The sequence below is a fragment of the Paenibacillus pabuli genome (genome assembly GCF_039831995.1).
Lineage (GTDB): Bacteria > Bacillota > Bacilli > Paenibacillales > Paenibacillaceae > Paenibacillus > Paenibacillus pabuli_C.
Genome location: NZ_JBDOIO010000003.1, coordinates 3,274,377 through 3,290,426, shown reverse-complemented (window position 1 = coordinate 3,290,426; position 16,050 = coordinate 3,274,377). Strand labels below are relative to the sequence as shown.

Genomic DNA, 16,050 nt, shown 5'->3' with positions numbered 1-16,050 from the left:
AAGTAGAAGAAGCGACCGTTCTCCATGAAGCATAGGGAATGGTCGCTTTTTGGACTTCTATGAAGATCGGTACTAACTGTCATACCCCAAACTTCTTGCATAAGCGTACAGTTGCTGCTCGCATTGGTCCATTAGAAGCTCAGCGGTGGTTACTTTGGCGTTGCCCTGTTTTAGCAGCGTGTAATTCACTTTGTTCGTGGATACTGCCTTTTGGTACAATAGGTACCCTTCAAGCTGAGTGTAGCTTGCCTTGATAAATGTGGCGTGGATTTTCTTGAGTTGTGGGTTGGTAGGCTTGATTTGTTTTGCCTTGGATACCAATTTCGTATAATTGGGGATTACGGTATTTGTAAGTTTAAGATACATGGACTTGCGATTCGTTGAAGTTACCTGGGTGTCGATGCTTTCCAAAGCGGTAAAGGCTTTGGCCTCATAAGTTTCAAGAGCAAATAACTGAGTAGTGTACTCTTTAAATTCTTCATAACTCTGATCTGAATATGTAGATGTTGCTTCTTTGGCTGCATGGGCAGAAGTGGCTGGAGAGAGAAGCGCTCCGCCAATCAAAACAAAACTGGTAATCAATGATATAATCCACGACTTCTTCAAATGTAATGTCATCCTCCTTTTGTTTGTATTCCATTGGATAACCTAACATATAAATACCAGAAATTACAGGAATGTATTTACATTATTTTGGTTGTGAAGTTTCCTCGAAATTCTTCTCGATCCCCATACTATAGGGAAATATAACGTTAATAATTTTCAGTCTTTCAACACGACATTGTCAGGCCTGTAATGAATGATCTTGAACAACTCCTCGGCCATGTAGGCGGGGGTATGCTTGAAATCCTGTCTGATCCACTCCAAGATCATGCCGAATATCGCATGAGACTGGTAGCTTGCCAGCAGTTCAGGGTTGATGTGCTGCGGGAAGATCTGATTCAGATCCTGTAAGGAGAGATCCCGAAGAACATCACAGATCATGCGCTGAAAGTTGGAAGAAGCCTCGGATTTCACAACCAGCGTGTAGAATTGTGCATGCTGGTGCACATGCTCAAATATGGTGATTGCCGAAGAGGGCATCAGACCAACCTCGAACTCTTTCAACCCCTGATAGGGTTTGCGAAAAGAAGTCACCAGATCCTGTATCACATCATCGATGATTTCGTTAAACAGGTCTTCCTTGTACTGATAATGTCTGTAGAAAGTACCGCGATTCAGATCAGCCCGCTGTACAATGTCCGTAATGGATATCTCCTTAAAGGGATGCTCTTGCATTAAATGGATGAGTGCATCCTTCAGTGCAGCTTTTGACTTTTTGATTCTTCTATCCATTGAATTGGGATTATCAGACATGTAGAGTCCTCCTGGGAATCGCCTATTTAGAGTAAAAGTACATTTATGTTCCAATGTGTTTATTAACGTACAAAAGGGCAAGCTTTTACTGATTGAACCAGAATGCTATGACTTATTATACTAAGGATAGGAGTTAATGAACATTTGTTTGTTAACTTATTGTAAACGAATACACAAAGGAGGATACATGAGATGAAACTTCAAGATAAAGTAGCTGTTGTTACAGGAGCAGGTTCAGGTATGGGAAAAGCAATCGCCACGCTATATGCGCAAGAGGGAGCGAAGGTGGTTGTATCGGACATTAACGAGGAATCCGCACAGACAGTTGTAAATGAGATCAAAGCCCAAGGCGGGGAAGCCATCGTGGTTCTGGCTAATGTGGCCAAAGAAGAAGATGTGCAAAACCTGATTGATACTACGGTGAGCGCGTACGGTACAGTAGACATTCTGGTGAACAACGCAGGGATTATGGATGGCATGGAGCCGGCTGCAGAGGTCACGGATGAGAAGTGGGAGCGACTCTTTGCGGTGAATACCACGAGTGTCATGCGTACAACGCGTAAAGTGCTGCCGATCTTCCAGGAGAAGCAAAACGGCGTCATTGTTAACGTTGCTTCGGCAGGCGGATTGCATGGTGGACGTGCGGGAGCGGCATATACGGCATCGAAGCATGCTGTAGTTGGGCTCACCAAAAATACAGGGTTTATGTATGCAGAGCAGGGCATTCGCTGCAACGCCATCGCTCCGGGTGGGGTAGCGACGAATATCGGTTCCTCCATGGCAGGGATCAGCCAATTCGGCGCGTCGAGACAACAGCTGGGCATGGCGATCAACCCACGCATAGGAACAAGTGAAGAGATTGCCAAGGTAGCCCTGTTCCTCGGCTCGGACGAGTCCAGCTTCGTGAACGGAACCGTGATTGAAGCTGACTCAGGCTGGAATTCCTATTAATTCATCCATGGAATGAAAATCGAATAATGATATGTAAACGAGAAGCCGCATACTGCGGCTTCTTTTTTGCTGCCTTCCATCGCTACTACCTATAGTTATTTCAAGGAATAGGACAAACGTTTGCATTACTGCAATAAATCTCAAAAATCGTTTAAATGGAGGCCGGTTTAGACTTCGAAAAGAGAGAAGATTCACGCACAATTAATCGATGCGGAATAATGACCGGATTCTGAGGCAGGGTTTCCCTGTTCAGAATTTTTAGCAGCACTTGAACGGCAGTATAACCAAGCTGGTAGGTTCCAATATCGATGGAGCTCAGCGGCGGAGAAGCCAGTTCCGATAGGGCAATGTTGTTAAAGCTGACCACGCTGATGTCTTCAGGTACGCGGTAACCAAGTTCGGCAAGAGCTCTCAATACGCCAAAAGCAACATTGTCATCAATAACTACAATCGCGGTAGGTCTATCCGGGAGGGACATAAACAGCGACATGGCTCGGAATCCGCTCTCCTGTAGGAATTCACCTTCCACAATCCAGTCATTATTGGTATGAAGTCCTGCTCCGGCAAGCGCCTTTTGATATCCCTGCATCCGGTCATGCGATAACGTAATGTCCGGCGGACCGCTGACGAATCCGATTCGCGTATGTCCTTGGGCGATGATATGCTGGGTTGCATCATAAGCGGTCTGCACATTATCGTTATCGACCATAGGTGCGTTCGGATGAGCCTCGCTGCGTCCGATCAGTACGAAAGGGAACTTTTCCTCTTCCAAAAAGGAGATGATCGGATCGTCCCGTTTGGAGCCGAGCAGCAGAATACCATCCACTCTTCGGCCATGAACCAGACGGGAAATGGCATGCAGTTCATTGTCTGAGGACGTTTCGGTGGTCAGCAGCAGTTCATAATTCATGCGGGTGGCATGCGTAATAATTCCTCGCAGCAGTTCTCCGAAAAAGTAGTTTTGAAACAGCTCTTCTGCAGGACGCGGAAGCATAATACCAAGGGTTTGAGTCGTCTTGGATACAAGGCTTTTGGCCATGATATTGGGATGGTAATTCAGTTCTTTCATAATTCGCTTCACTTTGAGAGACGTCTCGGTGCTGATTCTGGGATGGTTGGAAATCACCCGTGAAACTGTAGAAGGGGAGACACCCGCCATTTTGGCAATATCTTTGATCGTAATCATGTAAAAAATCCCTTCTGATCCATCATTTCAACATGCTCCTATGGTAATGCAATGGATTCGATAAATCAATTGCAAACTGCAGCATGGGGGATGCAGGAGAAGTAAAAATAAGGAAGAAGCAGACAGATCAAGCAAACAGGAAATTACTGGCGTTAGAACAAGAAAAATGGATGAAATTGAACAAATATGGCTTGTGCAAACGTTTGTGCAAAGAAAGTCTTATATTGTATGATGTGATTGTTGTTGTAGCGCTTACATAAGTGGATTTTACCCGCATCTTAGACCATTTCTCCCTGAATACATACCTTAAAAGTAACCTTGTCTTCCATTTGAGCAAACGTTTGTGCAAAAGCGAACATGGATTGCAAAACCGTCATAACTCGTACAACAAAGGGTGAAAAGCGCGAGACGTATTGGACCAAACAGAGGAAAGGGGACATTTACATGAGAAAATGGCAAGGGGCAACATTGTCCGTCATCATGGCTTTTACGCTCGCCGCATGTTCGGCTGGAGGCGGAACGACCACTCCGGCAGCGGGAGGGACGGAGAATACGGAGGAAGTTGTCGAGCTGACAGCCGAAAATCTTCAGCCGGAAGAAGGGGCAACACTGGTTATTTGGGAAGATAAGAACCAACAGAGTTTTGTAGAGGAGAGAGCCAGGCTGTTTGAGGAAAAGTATGGTGTAACCGTGAAGATGGAGGAGCTGCCTCCTACCGATCAGGTTACCAAGCTGACAACGGACGGTCCGGCAGGACTCGCAGCAGATGTGGTCGTATTCCCGCATGACAAGATTGGAAGCGCTTCAGAGGCAGGGCTCATTTTGCCAAACGATATATTTGAGGCAGAGACGGTAGCGAACACCAGCGAAAATGCGCTGAAGGCCGTTACGTTCAAGGACATTTTATATGGATATCCGTACAGCGTGGAAACGTACGCTCTCTTTTATAACAAGGCACTTTATCCGGAAGCACCGAAGAATTTTGAGGAGATTGTCAGCTTCGCCAAAACCTTTAATGACGTGAAATCCAACCAATACGCCCTCATGTGGGAACTGCAGCAGTTCTATTACAATTATGCGTTCCTGGCTTCCCAAGGTGGCTATATTTTCGGGGATAACGGAATGAACAGCGAAGATCTTGGCCTGAATAACGAAGGAGCCCAGAAGGGTGGAGAGTTCCTGAAGACGCTGAAGTCGGAAGTGCTGCCGCTCAAGATGGGTGACGTGAACTATGATATCAAAAAAGGATTGTTCTCCAGCGGGAAACTGGCTATGGACATTAACGGTCCTTGGACGATTGCCGATTATCGCAATGCAGGTATTGATTTCGGTGTTGCACCGCTCCCAGCGATCGATGGCAAACCAATGACATCCTTTTCTGGCGTGAAAGCCTATTACGTCAATGCATTTACGCAATATCCGAATGCAGCCAAACTCTTTGCGGCTTTCCTCTCCAACGAAGAGGCCCAGATGACCAACTTTGAGATGAACGGCACGCTTCCTGCCAACGCCAACGTGGCAGCTGATCCGAAGGTACAGGAGGATCCAATCAACAAGGCTTTCCTTGAGCAGTTCAACAATTCGACGCCGATGCCTTCGCTTCCCGCAATGGATAGCGTCTGGGGCCCGATCACTTCAGCCATGACGGATATTTGGGATGGCGGCAAGGATGTGAAGGCGTCGCTGGACAACGCCGTGAAACAGATTCAGGAGAGTCTTGCAACGGTTCAATAATCGGACGGAGTACCTGGTAAGGAGAAGGTGGAGAGGAGAGAGCGAATGAAACAGCAGCATGTCCCGGTGTCTGCTCCAGCCAACAGGGAAAAGCAGCACCGGATGACAGCGGCCATATTATCAATCATACTGCAGGGTCTAGGACAGCTGTACAACCGGCAATGGATCAAGGGAATTTGCCTACTGTTACTGGAGGGGGCAGGTCTTGCTTACCTGCTTCCCCGCCTGTCGCAGGCCGTATGGGGAATATGGACACTGGGGGAAAATACGCAGCGTTTTGTCAAAGTGAATGGGTCTACGGTGCTTCAACGGGGCGACCATTCAATCTTTTTACTGTTAGAGGGAATTATTGTGCTGCTCGTATTTTTTGTGTTTATCGTGGTCTACATCCTGAACATCCGTGATGCGTACCTTACGGGACTTGCGAGGGAGGAAGGAAAGAAAACACTGGGAGCGGCAGCTTCACTCCGTAACATGATGGACAAAAATTTCCCGTATCTGTTTTTGTCCATTCCGGCTCTGGGGGTACTGTTCTTCACGATCATGCCGATCCTGTTTACAATCACCCTGGCGTTTACCAACTACTCGGCACCGGATCATATTCCGCCTGCCAAGCTCGTGGATTGGGTAGGATTCAAGACATTTAGCGACCTGATTCAGCTCAAATCATGGAGTCACACCTTTTATGGCGTATTAACGTGGACGGTTATATGGGCGGTATTAGCCACAGTAACCACTTATTTTGGCGGGGTACTTGTAGCACTGCTGATTGAGCAGCGAGGCATCCGGTTCAAAAAGCTGTGGCGGACGATCTTCATTCTCCCTTATGCCATACCACAGATCATTTCCTTGCTGCTCATGCGGAACCTGTTCAATGGTCAATTCGGTCCAATTAATACGTATATGAGAGCTTTTGGTCTGGAGGGACTGCCCTGGCTGACCGATCCGTTCTGGGCCAAGGTCACAGTCATTGTTGTTAACATGTGGATCGGTATTCCGGTCAGCATGGTGCTGATCCTTGGCGTTCTGACGGCGATTCCACGTGATCTGTATGAGGCCGCTGAAGTGGATGGAGCATCCGCATTCCAGAAATTCCGGATCATCACCATGCCATTCATCCTTTTTGCAACAACTCCGGTGCTTATCATGCAATTTGCCGGAAACTTCAACAATTTCAATGTTATATTCCTGCTGACCAACGGTAATCCGTTACGAGGCGACTACCAGTATGCGGGAGCAACAGACCTGCTGGTAACCTGGCTCTACAAGCTTACGCTGGACAACAACAAATACAACATGGCTTCAGCGGTGGGCATCATCATCTTCATTATTATCGCGTCGTTTTCCATCTGGAATTTCCGTCGCTCCAAATCGTTTAAGGAGGAGGACATGATTCAATGAAGAAACGCAATAACCCACTGCGCCTAACCCTTAGTTATGTGCTGTTGATTATTATCGCCGTGGTCTCCATCTATCCGGTGTTGTGGATCTTTCTCTCTTCCCTGCGTCCTGGTGCGGCACTGTTCAGCGAGCGCTTATGGCCTGAAGCCTTTACCTTGTCCCACTATGGCGAGTTGTTCAACAATCCGTCCTTCATGTACGGCAGGTGGTATCTGAACACGCTGAAAATTGCCTTTTTCACCATGATCTTCTCCACGCTGATGGTGACGCTCGGGATGTATGCCCTATCCCGTTTCCGTTTCAGGGGGCGGCAAACGATTCTCTCCACCATGCTGATCCTAGGCATGTTCCCGAGCTTTATGAGTATGATCGCGATCTATATCATTTTGCTGCAGATCAAGCTGCTCGACACGCATGCCGCGTTAATTCTGGTGTATTCTTCCGGAGCGGTTCTGGGTGGATTTATCGTCAAAGGATTCTTCGATACGATTCCACGCAGTCTGGATGAGGCAGCACGTATTGATGGTGCGAGTCATCTGAGGGTGTTCACGAGCATCATCCTGCCGTTATCCAAACCGATGCTGACCTATGTGGCGTTAACCAGCTTCACTGGCGCATGGATGGATTTCATCTTCGCCCGGCTTGTTCTGCGGACGAAGGAAAACTGGACGCTTGCGGTGGGCATGTGGGATCTGGTCAACCGGTACCAGGACAGTAACTTCACCATGTTTGCCGCAGGTGCCGTGCTAATCGCAATTCCGATTACACTGCTGTTTGTATTCCTGCAGCGCTTCCTGGTTCAGGGACTTACAACAGGTGCTTCCAAAGGCTAATGCCGTGCCAATAACAGCATAGATTGCCGCCTCTACGCGGCCGCACACTCAGGCACTTCCGCCATGTCACGTTTCTTTTCGACGGACATGACAACGGAAGTGCCTGGTTTTGCATGGAGCTTCATTAAGATCAGGGAGGAAAGGGATGTATGGGGATGATACCGTCCAGTGAGCCCGAGGCGATTGGATATGAAGATGGACAAGCCGTGCTGCGCGAAAACAGGGTTCCGCCAAAGCTTTGGCAGCATGTCACTTTCCGCAGGATTTTATACGGCTACGGCATCTCCGTGTTCGGAGATTGCTTTAACGGCATTGCCATCAGTCTATGGGTTCTCCAGACGACGGGAAGTGCCAAGAGCATGGCTGCCGTTCAAATCTGCAACATGGCAGTCAGTTTTCTGTTTGGATCGCTGGCAGGTACGGTTGCTGACCGGTTGGACCGCCGGAAGCTGATGCTGACCTCGGATGTATTTCGCGGTGTAATGGCCATATTGATTGCGGTTAGTATGTTTGGACTCCATGCACCATTTCCCGTGCTGCTGCTGATGCTCTCACTGTCGATGTTCTCCAGTCTGTTTCAGGCGCCTGCATTCCATGCGTCCGTGGCAAGCATGGTTGGCAGGGAGCACATTCAGCAAGCTACGGGGGCCATTCATCTGGTGGATAACCTGGCCCGAATCAGTGGACTCGCGGCAGCCGGGATCGCTGTTGCGGCCTTTGGCGGGTTTGTTGCCATATTAATTACCGGAGCAACCTTTCTTTTGTCAGCGGTCTGCGTGCTGATGGCCGGCCGTTTCCCGGAGGTCCGGCGATCTGAAGACCAGAAGACGACCTTTGTTCAGGAATGGCGGGGATCTTTCTCCTATATCTACCGCAGTCCTCTGATTCGGTCGATCGTATTGCTAAATCCACTGCTGATTTTATTTTTCATGTCGGCCATGATGCTTATTCAGGTGATGGCAGTCAAGGTATGGGAGGCAGACCCCGTACAGTTTGGATTGATTGAAACGTGTATTCCGCTCGGTTATATGATTGGTTCGGGAGTGTTGATTGCTTCGGGGAAACGAATGAAGCGAAGAGGACGATGGGTATTCATCGGACTGCTTGTACTGGGGCCGGTCTATATTCTCCTGTCACAAGTAACTTCTCCCATAATGGCACTTCCGCTCATCATGGGCGGAGGAGCGATGTTTGCCTGCTGCACGATGCTCACCCAGATCATGCTAAGAACAGCGGTACCCGATGAGCTGCAGGGGAGAATCTACGGCGTTGTCGGTACAATTACGAGCACGGCGCCCATCCTGGGATTGACAGTCGTCTCCGTGATGGCTGATCAGTGGGGGGCAGCGGCGGTGCTGGAGGGCCTCGGCATGCTGCTGCTGGCAACCGGAGTTCTTGCGGCAACCACATTGAAGTCCATTCGAACGTATCGTTAAAACTGAAACGGATTCAACGTAAAAACCCGGAGCGTACGCTGCACAAGCGCTGCTCCGGGCTTCATTAATGGGCTCCAGCCAAATGGTTATTGCCAGTTTACATTTACTGTGGCTGTACCGCTTGTCGGTGTTGTAAAGGTATGATTGGATCCACCTTCCCACGTAATGGTAGCGCCATTCTTCTTAAAGAACTTGAATTCCAGCTGTTTGCCGGCAGGAACGCTGACGTCATAATACCAAGTTGGGTAGGCGTGAATGACCTGATTAAAAGCCGGCCCGATGGATGCTGCACCTGTGGTCCAGTTGCCCAGTTCCGCCACGTTACCTGTCAGATAGATATTCTCGCCCAGCGCAGTGGTCGCATTGTTGATGACGAAACGAACCGATACCTGATCACCGCTCAGGATGGTGAAATCGTTATAGGCGTTGCTGTTCACGCCATTGGCAGCCACTTTCACTGCATATTCGCCGCCTGCTACTGGTGGAATGGTGACTTTGATTTGGGTATCTTCCCAGGAAGTGATGGCTGAGCCTGTCACGGCTGTTGTACCGAAGTAGACGGTACCTTTGGTGGAACCGAACCCGCGTCCATCGATGGTAACGACATTACCTGGTTTGCCCATCACAGGACCCACGTGTCCAATCGTCGGCGTTGTTTCACTCGCTGTATATTGCCACACAGCGGTCGCTCCTGCTGCCAAAGTGAAGGAAGAAATGCTGCCTCCGCTGGAAGTAATGTTGTTTCCGTTCAACACACCGCTTAGTACATCGGTGTATGTTCCTGATGGAAGCGACGTACTCAGGTTTGTGATATTGGTTGGCGTCGTGAGATTGCGGTTAACGGCAACGATGGCTACGCTATTGCCGAATTTGCGCTCATAGATATATACGTCGTTGTTGATCCAGCGCTGCTGCGTGGAACCGTAGGCGATAGCCGGATTCGTTTTGCGCAGAGGTGCCAGCTTGCTGATCACGTTGAAAGCGGTAGTCGATTTGGAGAAAGAAGGCATCTTGCCCCGGTTGTCAGGGTCTCCGTTCCCGGTCAGATACTGCTCGGTACCATAGTAGATGGCAGGGACACCGCGTGAAGTCAGTGTAAAGGCCAGAGCCTGCTCCAGGCGACGGTTGTTCACCGCACTCGTTTTGAAACGGTCCATGTCATGGTTGTCGATAAAGGTGACTTGGTCATTGACTTGGTTGTAATCTGCCGCTGTAGCGGTAAGCATGGAGTCCAGTGCGTACATATTGGAGGTGTTATCCCGGAACACGTTGCGGACCGCCGAGTTGAAACGGAAATCAAGCAGACTCATGCCGGATTCATTGGCAAAATCCGTGTTATCCGCATCGGGTGCAGCTGATCCCAGGAACCATTCACCGAAGGTAAATACCGGCTGGTGTGCGTAGATGGAGGACATCCAGTTCTTCTGCCAGCCCTGAGGCATGTGCTTCACCGCATCGACACGGATGCCGTCTACGCCCATATCCAGCCATAATTTGATTGCGTCCTTGAAGTATGTATCGATCGTGCTGTTATTGTGATTCAGATCGGCCAGGTCGTAGAGGTTTTTGTAAATGCCATTCTCAAGGGTGGAGAAATCGGAGCCGCCATTGTGGTGGAAATATCCGTTCGTATCATTGGTGTACCCGCCAACCAGGTTGCCGTTATCGTACAATTTGCCGTTCTCCGCAAAGGAAGTATCCGTTTCCATGGCAGGGGATGTATGGTTTGGTGCAAAATCAATAACGATTTTGATGCCTTTGGCATGCGCAGTTGTAATCAGATTTTGAAAATCGGTCATGGTTCCGAAGTACGGATTGGTCTTCTTGAAATCCCTTGCCCAGTAGCCATGATAGGCTGTGTTGGTTACACCGCTGTAGTTGATGGTAGCGAAGATATTCTCGACAGGCTGAGAGATCCAGAGGGCCGTGACACCCAAGTCACTGAAATAATTGTCGTTGATTTTGTTGATTAATCCCTGCCAGTCGCCACCGCAGTACAGCTTCAGGTTGCTGCACGTGCCATCATAGGCAGCCCCGGTAGGGTTATTGGAGGGGTTACCATCCAGAAAACGATCGGTAAAAACCTGATAAATGACATCGGTACTGAAATTCTGCTTGTTGGTGACAGCAGTATCCGCATCGGCGTAAATAGCGGAAGCAGGCAGGAAAGGCAATGCACTGCCGGCAAGCAGGCTGAGGGTTAGCGTGGTACTGAGGAGAACGCGTTTGGCCATTTGAAACATGGTAATCCACCCTTCATGAATGTAGTAGTTTTCAACAAAAACAACTAACCTGGCTCTTGATAATAGCGCTTACATTTGTACAAAAAAGACATTCAGTGGCGTACAGACTTCCCTCCTTCGACACGCCAACAACCCCGGTATCTCCTGGGGAGTTACCGGGGTTGTCCTAAACCACTGGGGTTTAAAAGCATGGCCCTCGAGTTATGATCACATCGTTATCGTAAGAAATATTGGCAGTTATGTCAATAACTTTTTTAGGAGCATTTTTTTTCTATTTTCATATTTACAAATGATGATCCGGGACTTAAACTATTCGCAGATCCACCAATTATGAGGGCCATGTATTTTAGGACATTGATGTGTCTTGAAACAACCCCGTCTCTACTGAGGCGGGGTTGTTTGTGCATGCAGCCATGGCGGGGATGGAATAAGGGGAATGCAAGAACCTGAATGATGTCTGATTCAGAGGAATCCGGAGATGAGAGGCGGTTGATGATCCATTGAGCACGCATTCGGTCATCGAATGTCTGGAAGGCATTCGTGCGTCACGGCTGGGCAATTCACGTAACATTTATGTGTACCTCCCGCCAGGTTATCAGGAGCAGACAGATCGGCATTATCCTGTTATGTATGTTCATGCGGGGCAGCGGGCTTTTGGTCCATCCGGTCCCGGCAATGAAACGTGGAATCTTGACCAAGCGGTGGACGAGCTGATTGCCTCCGGGCGGATCGAGCCACTGATTATGGTTGGCATTGCGCATGTCCGCCCGGTTACGCACAACGAGTTCTATCATTTTACTGCACCCGAGAGGGAAGCGGTAAGCGTGGGCTGTTCAGGCACCGCATACGAGCATTTCATCATTCATGAATTGAAGCCTCTGATTGACCATCGATACCGGACGCTTCCGGACAAGTCCAATACAGGGCTGCTTGGTTCATCAGCAGCGGCACTATGTACACTTCATATGGGCATGCGGAATCCGGAGGTATTCGGCAAACTGATAATGATGTCGCCGTTTTTGGTAGATGTGCAGCTGGATGAATGGTCGGACAGCGGTCTGTTGGAGGAAGCCATGTATCGCTTGCCGGATAAGGTGCCAGACGTCCAAATGTGGATGGACATTGGGGATGCAGAAGGACTCTTCCTGCCCTCCCAGGTAAGAAGTGCAGCTCACGAACTAATTGAAAAAGGGATCGGAATAGGGGAGGGCTTCGCTTTTCTGGAACAGCCGGAGGCGTGCCATCAGGAATCCGCCTGGGGCGAGCGCGTCCACCTTCCGTTAATGTACATGTTTGGCGAAGTAGGCCGGCCTGTGGCATTGGAAATGCAAGGTAGAGAGGTTATTGGATTATCCGGTGGAATGAACACGTACATTAATGCACTGCTCCATTACGATAGCGGATGGGTGCGGAGCCTACTCGAAGGGAGCTATACAACAAGTCATCCGCATGTGCTTCAAGTACGTCCGAATGGTGAATTGGTGCCTGTTGGCCCAGGCAGTGCGCTCATTACCCTGACCGTAGGAGAGTTATCAACGACTCGTAAGTATACCGTTATTCCTGAACTCTCTGCTCGCGTTGAAGTATGTATCTGTGCCGAAGTGGAAAACGAAGAGGAACAAGCTGAATCCATATATGGAGGGATGGGCATGAAGCTGGTTCGTACGGGAACGGGGCGTTATGAAGGCTGTTACCGGGTTCCGCGCGACAGTGGTTTTTCCTTCCGGTTCACGCGTGGTTTTCGGCGCTTTGAGACCGACATGAATGGCAAGCCAGTAGCCAATCGGGTCATTCGGGCCACAGAGAATATGTCAGTACATTACCACATCCTGTCTTGGGGCAGTACATCTGCCGTCAAAGCGGGAATAGGAGGCCAAGGATGATCATTCAATCGTTCGCTCCAGTCATGGACATCCCCTATTATTATCCCTGCAACTTTCCACTGATTCATGAGGTGCTTCAGCGGCAAGGGTCGATCAGCAGTCTGGCCCTGCTCGCCGCAAGCCGGTTATACTGCCTCCCTTCGTGCGCGGATAACGGACTGGTGAAGCCTTATTTTCACAAGCTGGACTATGAGGAACCGATCTGGGAGATGTATGGCCAGCGGGAGCTGGGCAGCTTCGAGGAGGGGAAGGTGCATATGCGGCAGCATATAGGCGAAGGCGGACTTTTTCTCGCTACGGGAACTAGTTATCACCTGCCTTATTGCGAAGATTATCAGAACCCTGAGTACATCCGCAAACATGTCAAACCAGGCTCCCGGCTGCATCTGGTTGACCATTGGATTGCGGTGTATGGCATCGATGATGAGCATTTTCACGTCTATGATCCGGTTCCCTCGAAATATATCGGAAAGGTCTCCCAAGAAGCCTTTCATGAATTCTGGAAAGGAAACCAAAGCATACCCGAGCTAGCTCCTGCGAAGCGCAAGGAGAAGCTGCGTACCTACGGTACCATGGACGTCCGCGCCACTGGGAAGCTCGATTCTGCCGGTTATCGTGACATGTTGATCCAGGCACTGGCGACACAGATTTACGAATTTATGACGGGCAGGACCATTATGCAAGGGGAGCGCGGCTATCATTTTGGACAGGGAGTATCCCTTCATTTGATGAAGGCGCTGCAGGAGAGAAATGCAGGGAATCAAGCGAATGACACGCTGATATCAGGTCTGCTGTTCGATATGCGCTGGAGCCGCTATTTTCTCCGGGATCTGCTGCAGGAAGCTGCCTTATGGCTTGGTTCCCCACTGGATCAGCATGCAGCAGAGTTTGACGAGATCATTGAACGCTGGGGGAAGGCGTACAAATTGCTTCAGGTCAGTCGGATCAAGCAGCGGGAGGATTGGCAGGTGCAGCTAACAAGCGTGATACATTATTTAATAGCCGATGAATGGCGCTGGTACGAAGCTCTCCGGAATGCTGTACCGCAGGAAGCCTGCTTCAATCGGCAGATGACCCCGCGAACCGAAAACGGCTACAGGGAGGACCTGCTTCGCATTGTGCTGGATAGCTGTCGGGAACTGAATACGTATCATAATACAAGCATACCTCTCGACAAGGGCGGGAACGCACCGCTATATGGCCGGCATGGTCAATTGGATTCACTGGAGCTGGTTTCCCTACTTGCGGTCGTAGAACAGGGGCTTGAGGAAGAATGGGGAACGGGAGCGGGGGCCGCACTTTCCGAGATGGCCGCAGCCTCCTTGCCGGAGAGTCCGTATCAAACGGTTGGTTCGCTGGTGGACTATCTCGAACGGCAATGGCTGCCGGATCAGGAGGAGGATGCAGGTTGATCATTCAATTTCTGCTTGAGCGATTTGCAGAGCAGGGCGAGCGCCCTGCATTCATCTGGGAAGATCGGGAGTACAGCTACGCATGGCTGCTCGAACAGATTAGGATTATGGGTGAATGGATTGCGGCAGAAGGACTGAGTGGTCAGCTCGTAACGCTGGAGGAGGATTATTCACCCTACGCGGCCGCAGCGTTCATTGCGCTTCTTGGTCAGGGGTGCATTGTGCTGCCCATGGACCGCCATCTGGTTGAGGCCAAGCGGCAGGAATATATCCAGCTGGCACAGGTGGAGTGGCGTCTTGGCATTGAAGATGGCGTGTTATCGATCAGGCATAAGTGTAACGCCAGTTCACGTCCTGCATTATTGTCCACGCTTGAGCAGGAAGGTGTGAGTGGACTGGTGCTCTTTTCATCAGGATCTACTGGCGTGAGCAAGGCAACGGTTCACCGTGCAGATCGGCTGTTACAGCGTTTTCGGCGACAGGTACGGCCATTGCGAACAATTCCGTTCATGATGTTTGACCATATCGGCGGGGTAAATACGATGCTGCAATCCCTGTCCAGCGGAGGCTGCTTGTGCATTATTCCGGATCGTTCACCTGAAGAAGTGTGCCGGACGGTTCAGAAGCATCGCGTACAGGCTCTCCCGGTTTCCCCGACGTTCATGAATCTGCTGCTGCTTGGCCGAAATGATGAGGCATACGATCTATCGAGTCTTGAAGTGGTGTCCTACGGATCGGAGGTGATGCCGGAATCGGTACTGGCAGCCTGGAATCAGCAGTTCCCGGGGATAAGAACGATACAGGCTTATGGCATGTCTGAACTCGGCATTCTGCCCACGCGTTCCAAGGAACCAGGCTCGTTACTGTTTGCCATTCACGATGATCACATCAAATTCAGGGTCGTTGAAGGAGAGCTGCAGGTCCTGACAGAAACAGCCATGATCGGTTATCTGAATGCCCCGTCGCCATTTACGGACGACGGATGGCTGCGGACAGGGGACGAAGCAGTGCTCGAACAGGGTTATATTCGTATCCTCGGCCGCCGCTCCGAGATCATTAATGTAGGCGGGCGTAAGGTGTATCCGGCTGAAGTGGAGAGCATTCTGGAACAGATGGACTGTATCGAAGCAGCTGTAGTTACAGGGGAACCGAGCGGCATTACCGGACAGAATGTCAAGGTCATTGTTAAGCTCGCAACAGATTGCACGCTTGTGGAGCTGCGAAGGCTTATCTGGTCGTATTGTCAGGACAAGCTGCCTCCCTACAAGATCCCGCAGAAAATTGTCATTACGGAAGAGGGGCTTGTGAGCTCGAGAATGAAGAAAGTCAGAAGACCTGCAGCAGCTGATTCACCCATGGATGAAGTTGCAGCAGCAAGGGAAGAGACTTCGGCAGATCTGGACCTGGGATAGTAATAAGCTTGTCTCATAAGAAGAGGGCTGTTTCTTCAGGCAATGGGGACGCTCAAGATCGAAGGGCTGGACGTTTAATCAACGTTCAGCCCTTTTTGTGTGGAAAAGAGAGGATGAATATGAAACAAGTTAAAGTATGGCGACGACATTATTGTCCCTTTGTTTCGCTTATGAAATAGAAGGATGCAGAATGTAGGGCACCT

12 protein-coding genes are annotated in these 16,050 nt (G+C 49.8%); 8 read left to right on the top strand and 4 right to left on the bottom strand.

The window, feature by feature from the left end:
* Window positions 1-72: 72 nt before the first annotated feature.
* Together ABGV42_RS16825 and ABGV42_RS16820 are read right to left on the bottom strand one after the other, a co-directional pair.
* Window positions 73-618 carry a hypothetical protein gene (locus ABGV42_RS16825; RefSeq protein ID WP_347382665.1) on the bottom strand — a complete coding sequence of 182 codons (546 nt, stop codon included), beginning with the start codon at window positions 616-618 and terminating at the stop codon, window positions 73-75.
* 144 nt (window positions 619-762) lie between these two features.
* On the bottom strand, window positions 763-1,356 hold the full coding sequence (locus ABGV42_RS16820; protein WP_347382664.1) for a TetR/AcrR family transcriptional regulator: 594 nt from the start codon (window positions 1,354-1,356) through the stop codon (window positions 763-765).
* A gap of 192 nt (window positions 1,357-1,548) precedes the next feature.
* On the opposite strand from ABGV42_RS16820, the gene ABGV42_RS16815 reads away from it, so the two are divergent.
* Window positions 1,549-2,307, top strand: coding sequence for an SDR family oxidoreductase (locus ABGV42_RS16815; RefSeq protein WP_347382663.1), 759 nt, complete (start codon window positions 1,549-1,551; stop codon window positions 2,305-2,307).
* A 151-nt stretch (window positions 2,308-2,458) separates the two neighbouring features.
* Here ABGV42_RS16815 and ABGV42_RS16810 read toward each other — a convergent pair whose 3' ends face one another.
* Entirely contained in the window at window positions 2,459-3,493 is a 1,035-nt protein-coding gene (locus tag ABGV42_RS16810; RefSeq protein WP_347382662.1) for a LacI family DNA-binding transcriptional regulator, read from the bottom strand.
* Window positions 3,494-3,937: 444 nt separating this feature from the next.
* Here ABGV42_RS16810 and ABGV42_RS16805 point away from each other — a divergent pair, with 444 nt between their 5' ends.
* The 4 genes from ABGV42_RS16805 (at window position 3,938) to ABGV42_RS16790 (ending at window position 8,897) form a co-directional block, all read left to right on the top strand.
* Window positions 3,938-5,227 carry a sugar ABC transporter substrate-binding protein gene (locus ABGV42_RS16805; RefSeq protein ID WP_347382661.1) on the top strand — a complete coding sequence of 430 codons (1,290 nt, stop codon included), beginning with the start codon at window positions 3,938-3,940 and terminating at the stop codon, window positions 5,225-5,227.
* Between the two features lie 45 nt (window positions 5,228-5,272).
* Entirely contained in the window at window positions 5,273-6,628 is a 1,356-nt protein-coding gene (locus tag ABGV42_RS16800) for a sugar ABC transporter permease (RefSeq protein ID WP_347382660.1), read from the top strand.
* On the top strand, window positions 6,625-7,461 hold the full coding sequence (locus ABGV42_RS16795; RefSeq protein WP_110755791.1) for a sugar ABC transporter permease: 837 nt from the start codon (window positions 6,625-6,627) through the stop codon (window positions 7,459-7,461). Before ABGV42_RS16800 ends, ABGV42_RS16795 begins: the two co-directional genes overlap by 4 nt.
* Window positions 7,462-7,610: 149 nt before the next feature.
* Complete coding sequence (locus ABGV42_RS16790; RefSeq protein WP_347382659.1) at window positions 7,611-8,897, top strand: MFS transporter; 1,287 nt, start codon at window positions 7,611-7,613, stop codon at window positions 8,895-8,897.
* An 86-nt stretch (window positions 8,898-8,983) separates the two neighbouring features.
* On the opposite strand, the gene ABGV42_RS16785 is transcribed toward ABGV42_RS16790, so the two are convergent.
* Window positions 8,984-11,140 (bottom strand): alpha-amylase family glycosyl hydrolase, encoded by a 2,157-nt coding sequence (locus tag ABGV42_RS16785; protein WP_347382658.1) that lies wholly within the window; start codon window positions 11,138-11,140, stop codon window positions 8,984-8,986.
* Window positions 11,141-11,640: 500 nt separating this feature from the next.
* Here ABGV42_RS16785 and ABGV42_RS16780 point away from each other — a divergent pair, with 500 nt between their 5' ends.
* The 3 genes from ABGV42_RS16780 to ABGV42_RS16770 are packed head-to-tail and all read left to right on the top strand — an operon-like array spanning window position 11,641 to window position 15,847.
* Entirely contained in the window at window positions 11,641-13,023 is a 1,383-nt protein-coding gene (locus ABGV42_RS16780) for an alpha/beta hydrolase (protein ID WP_347382657.1), read from the top strand.
* Window positions 13,020-14,435, top strand: coding sequence for a hypothetical protein (locus tag ABGV42_RS16775; protein WP_347382656.1), 1,416 nt, complete (start codon window positions 13,020-13,022; stop codon window positions 14,433-14,435). The genes ABGV42_RS16780 and ABGV42_RS16775 overlap by 4 nt, the downstream gene beginning before the upstream one ends.
* Window positions 14,432-15,847 (top strand): class I adenylate-forming enzyme family protein, encoded by a 1,416-nt coding sequence (locus tag ABGV42_RS16770; RefSeq protein ID WP_347382655.1) that lies wholly within the window; start codon window positions 14,432-14,434, stop codon window positions 15,845-15,847. Before ABGV42_RS16775 ends, ABGV42_RS16770 begins: the two co-directional genes overlap by 4 nt.
* The last annotated feature ends 203 nt before the right edge of the window (window positions 15,848-16,050 follow it).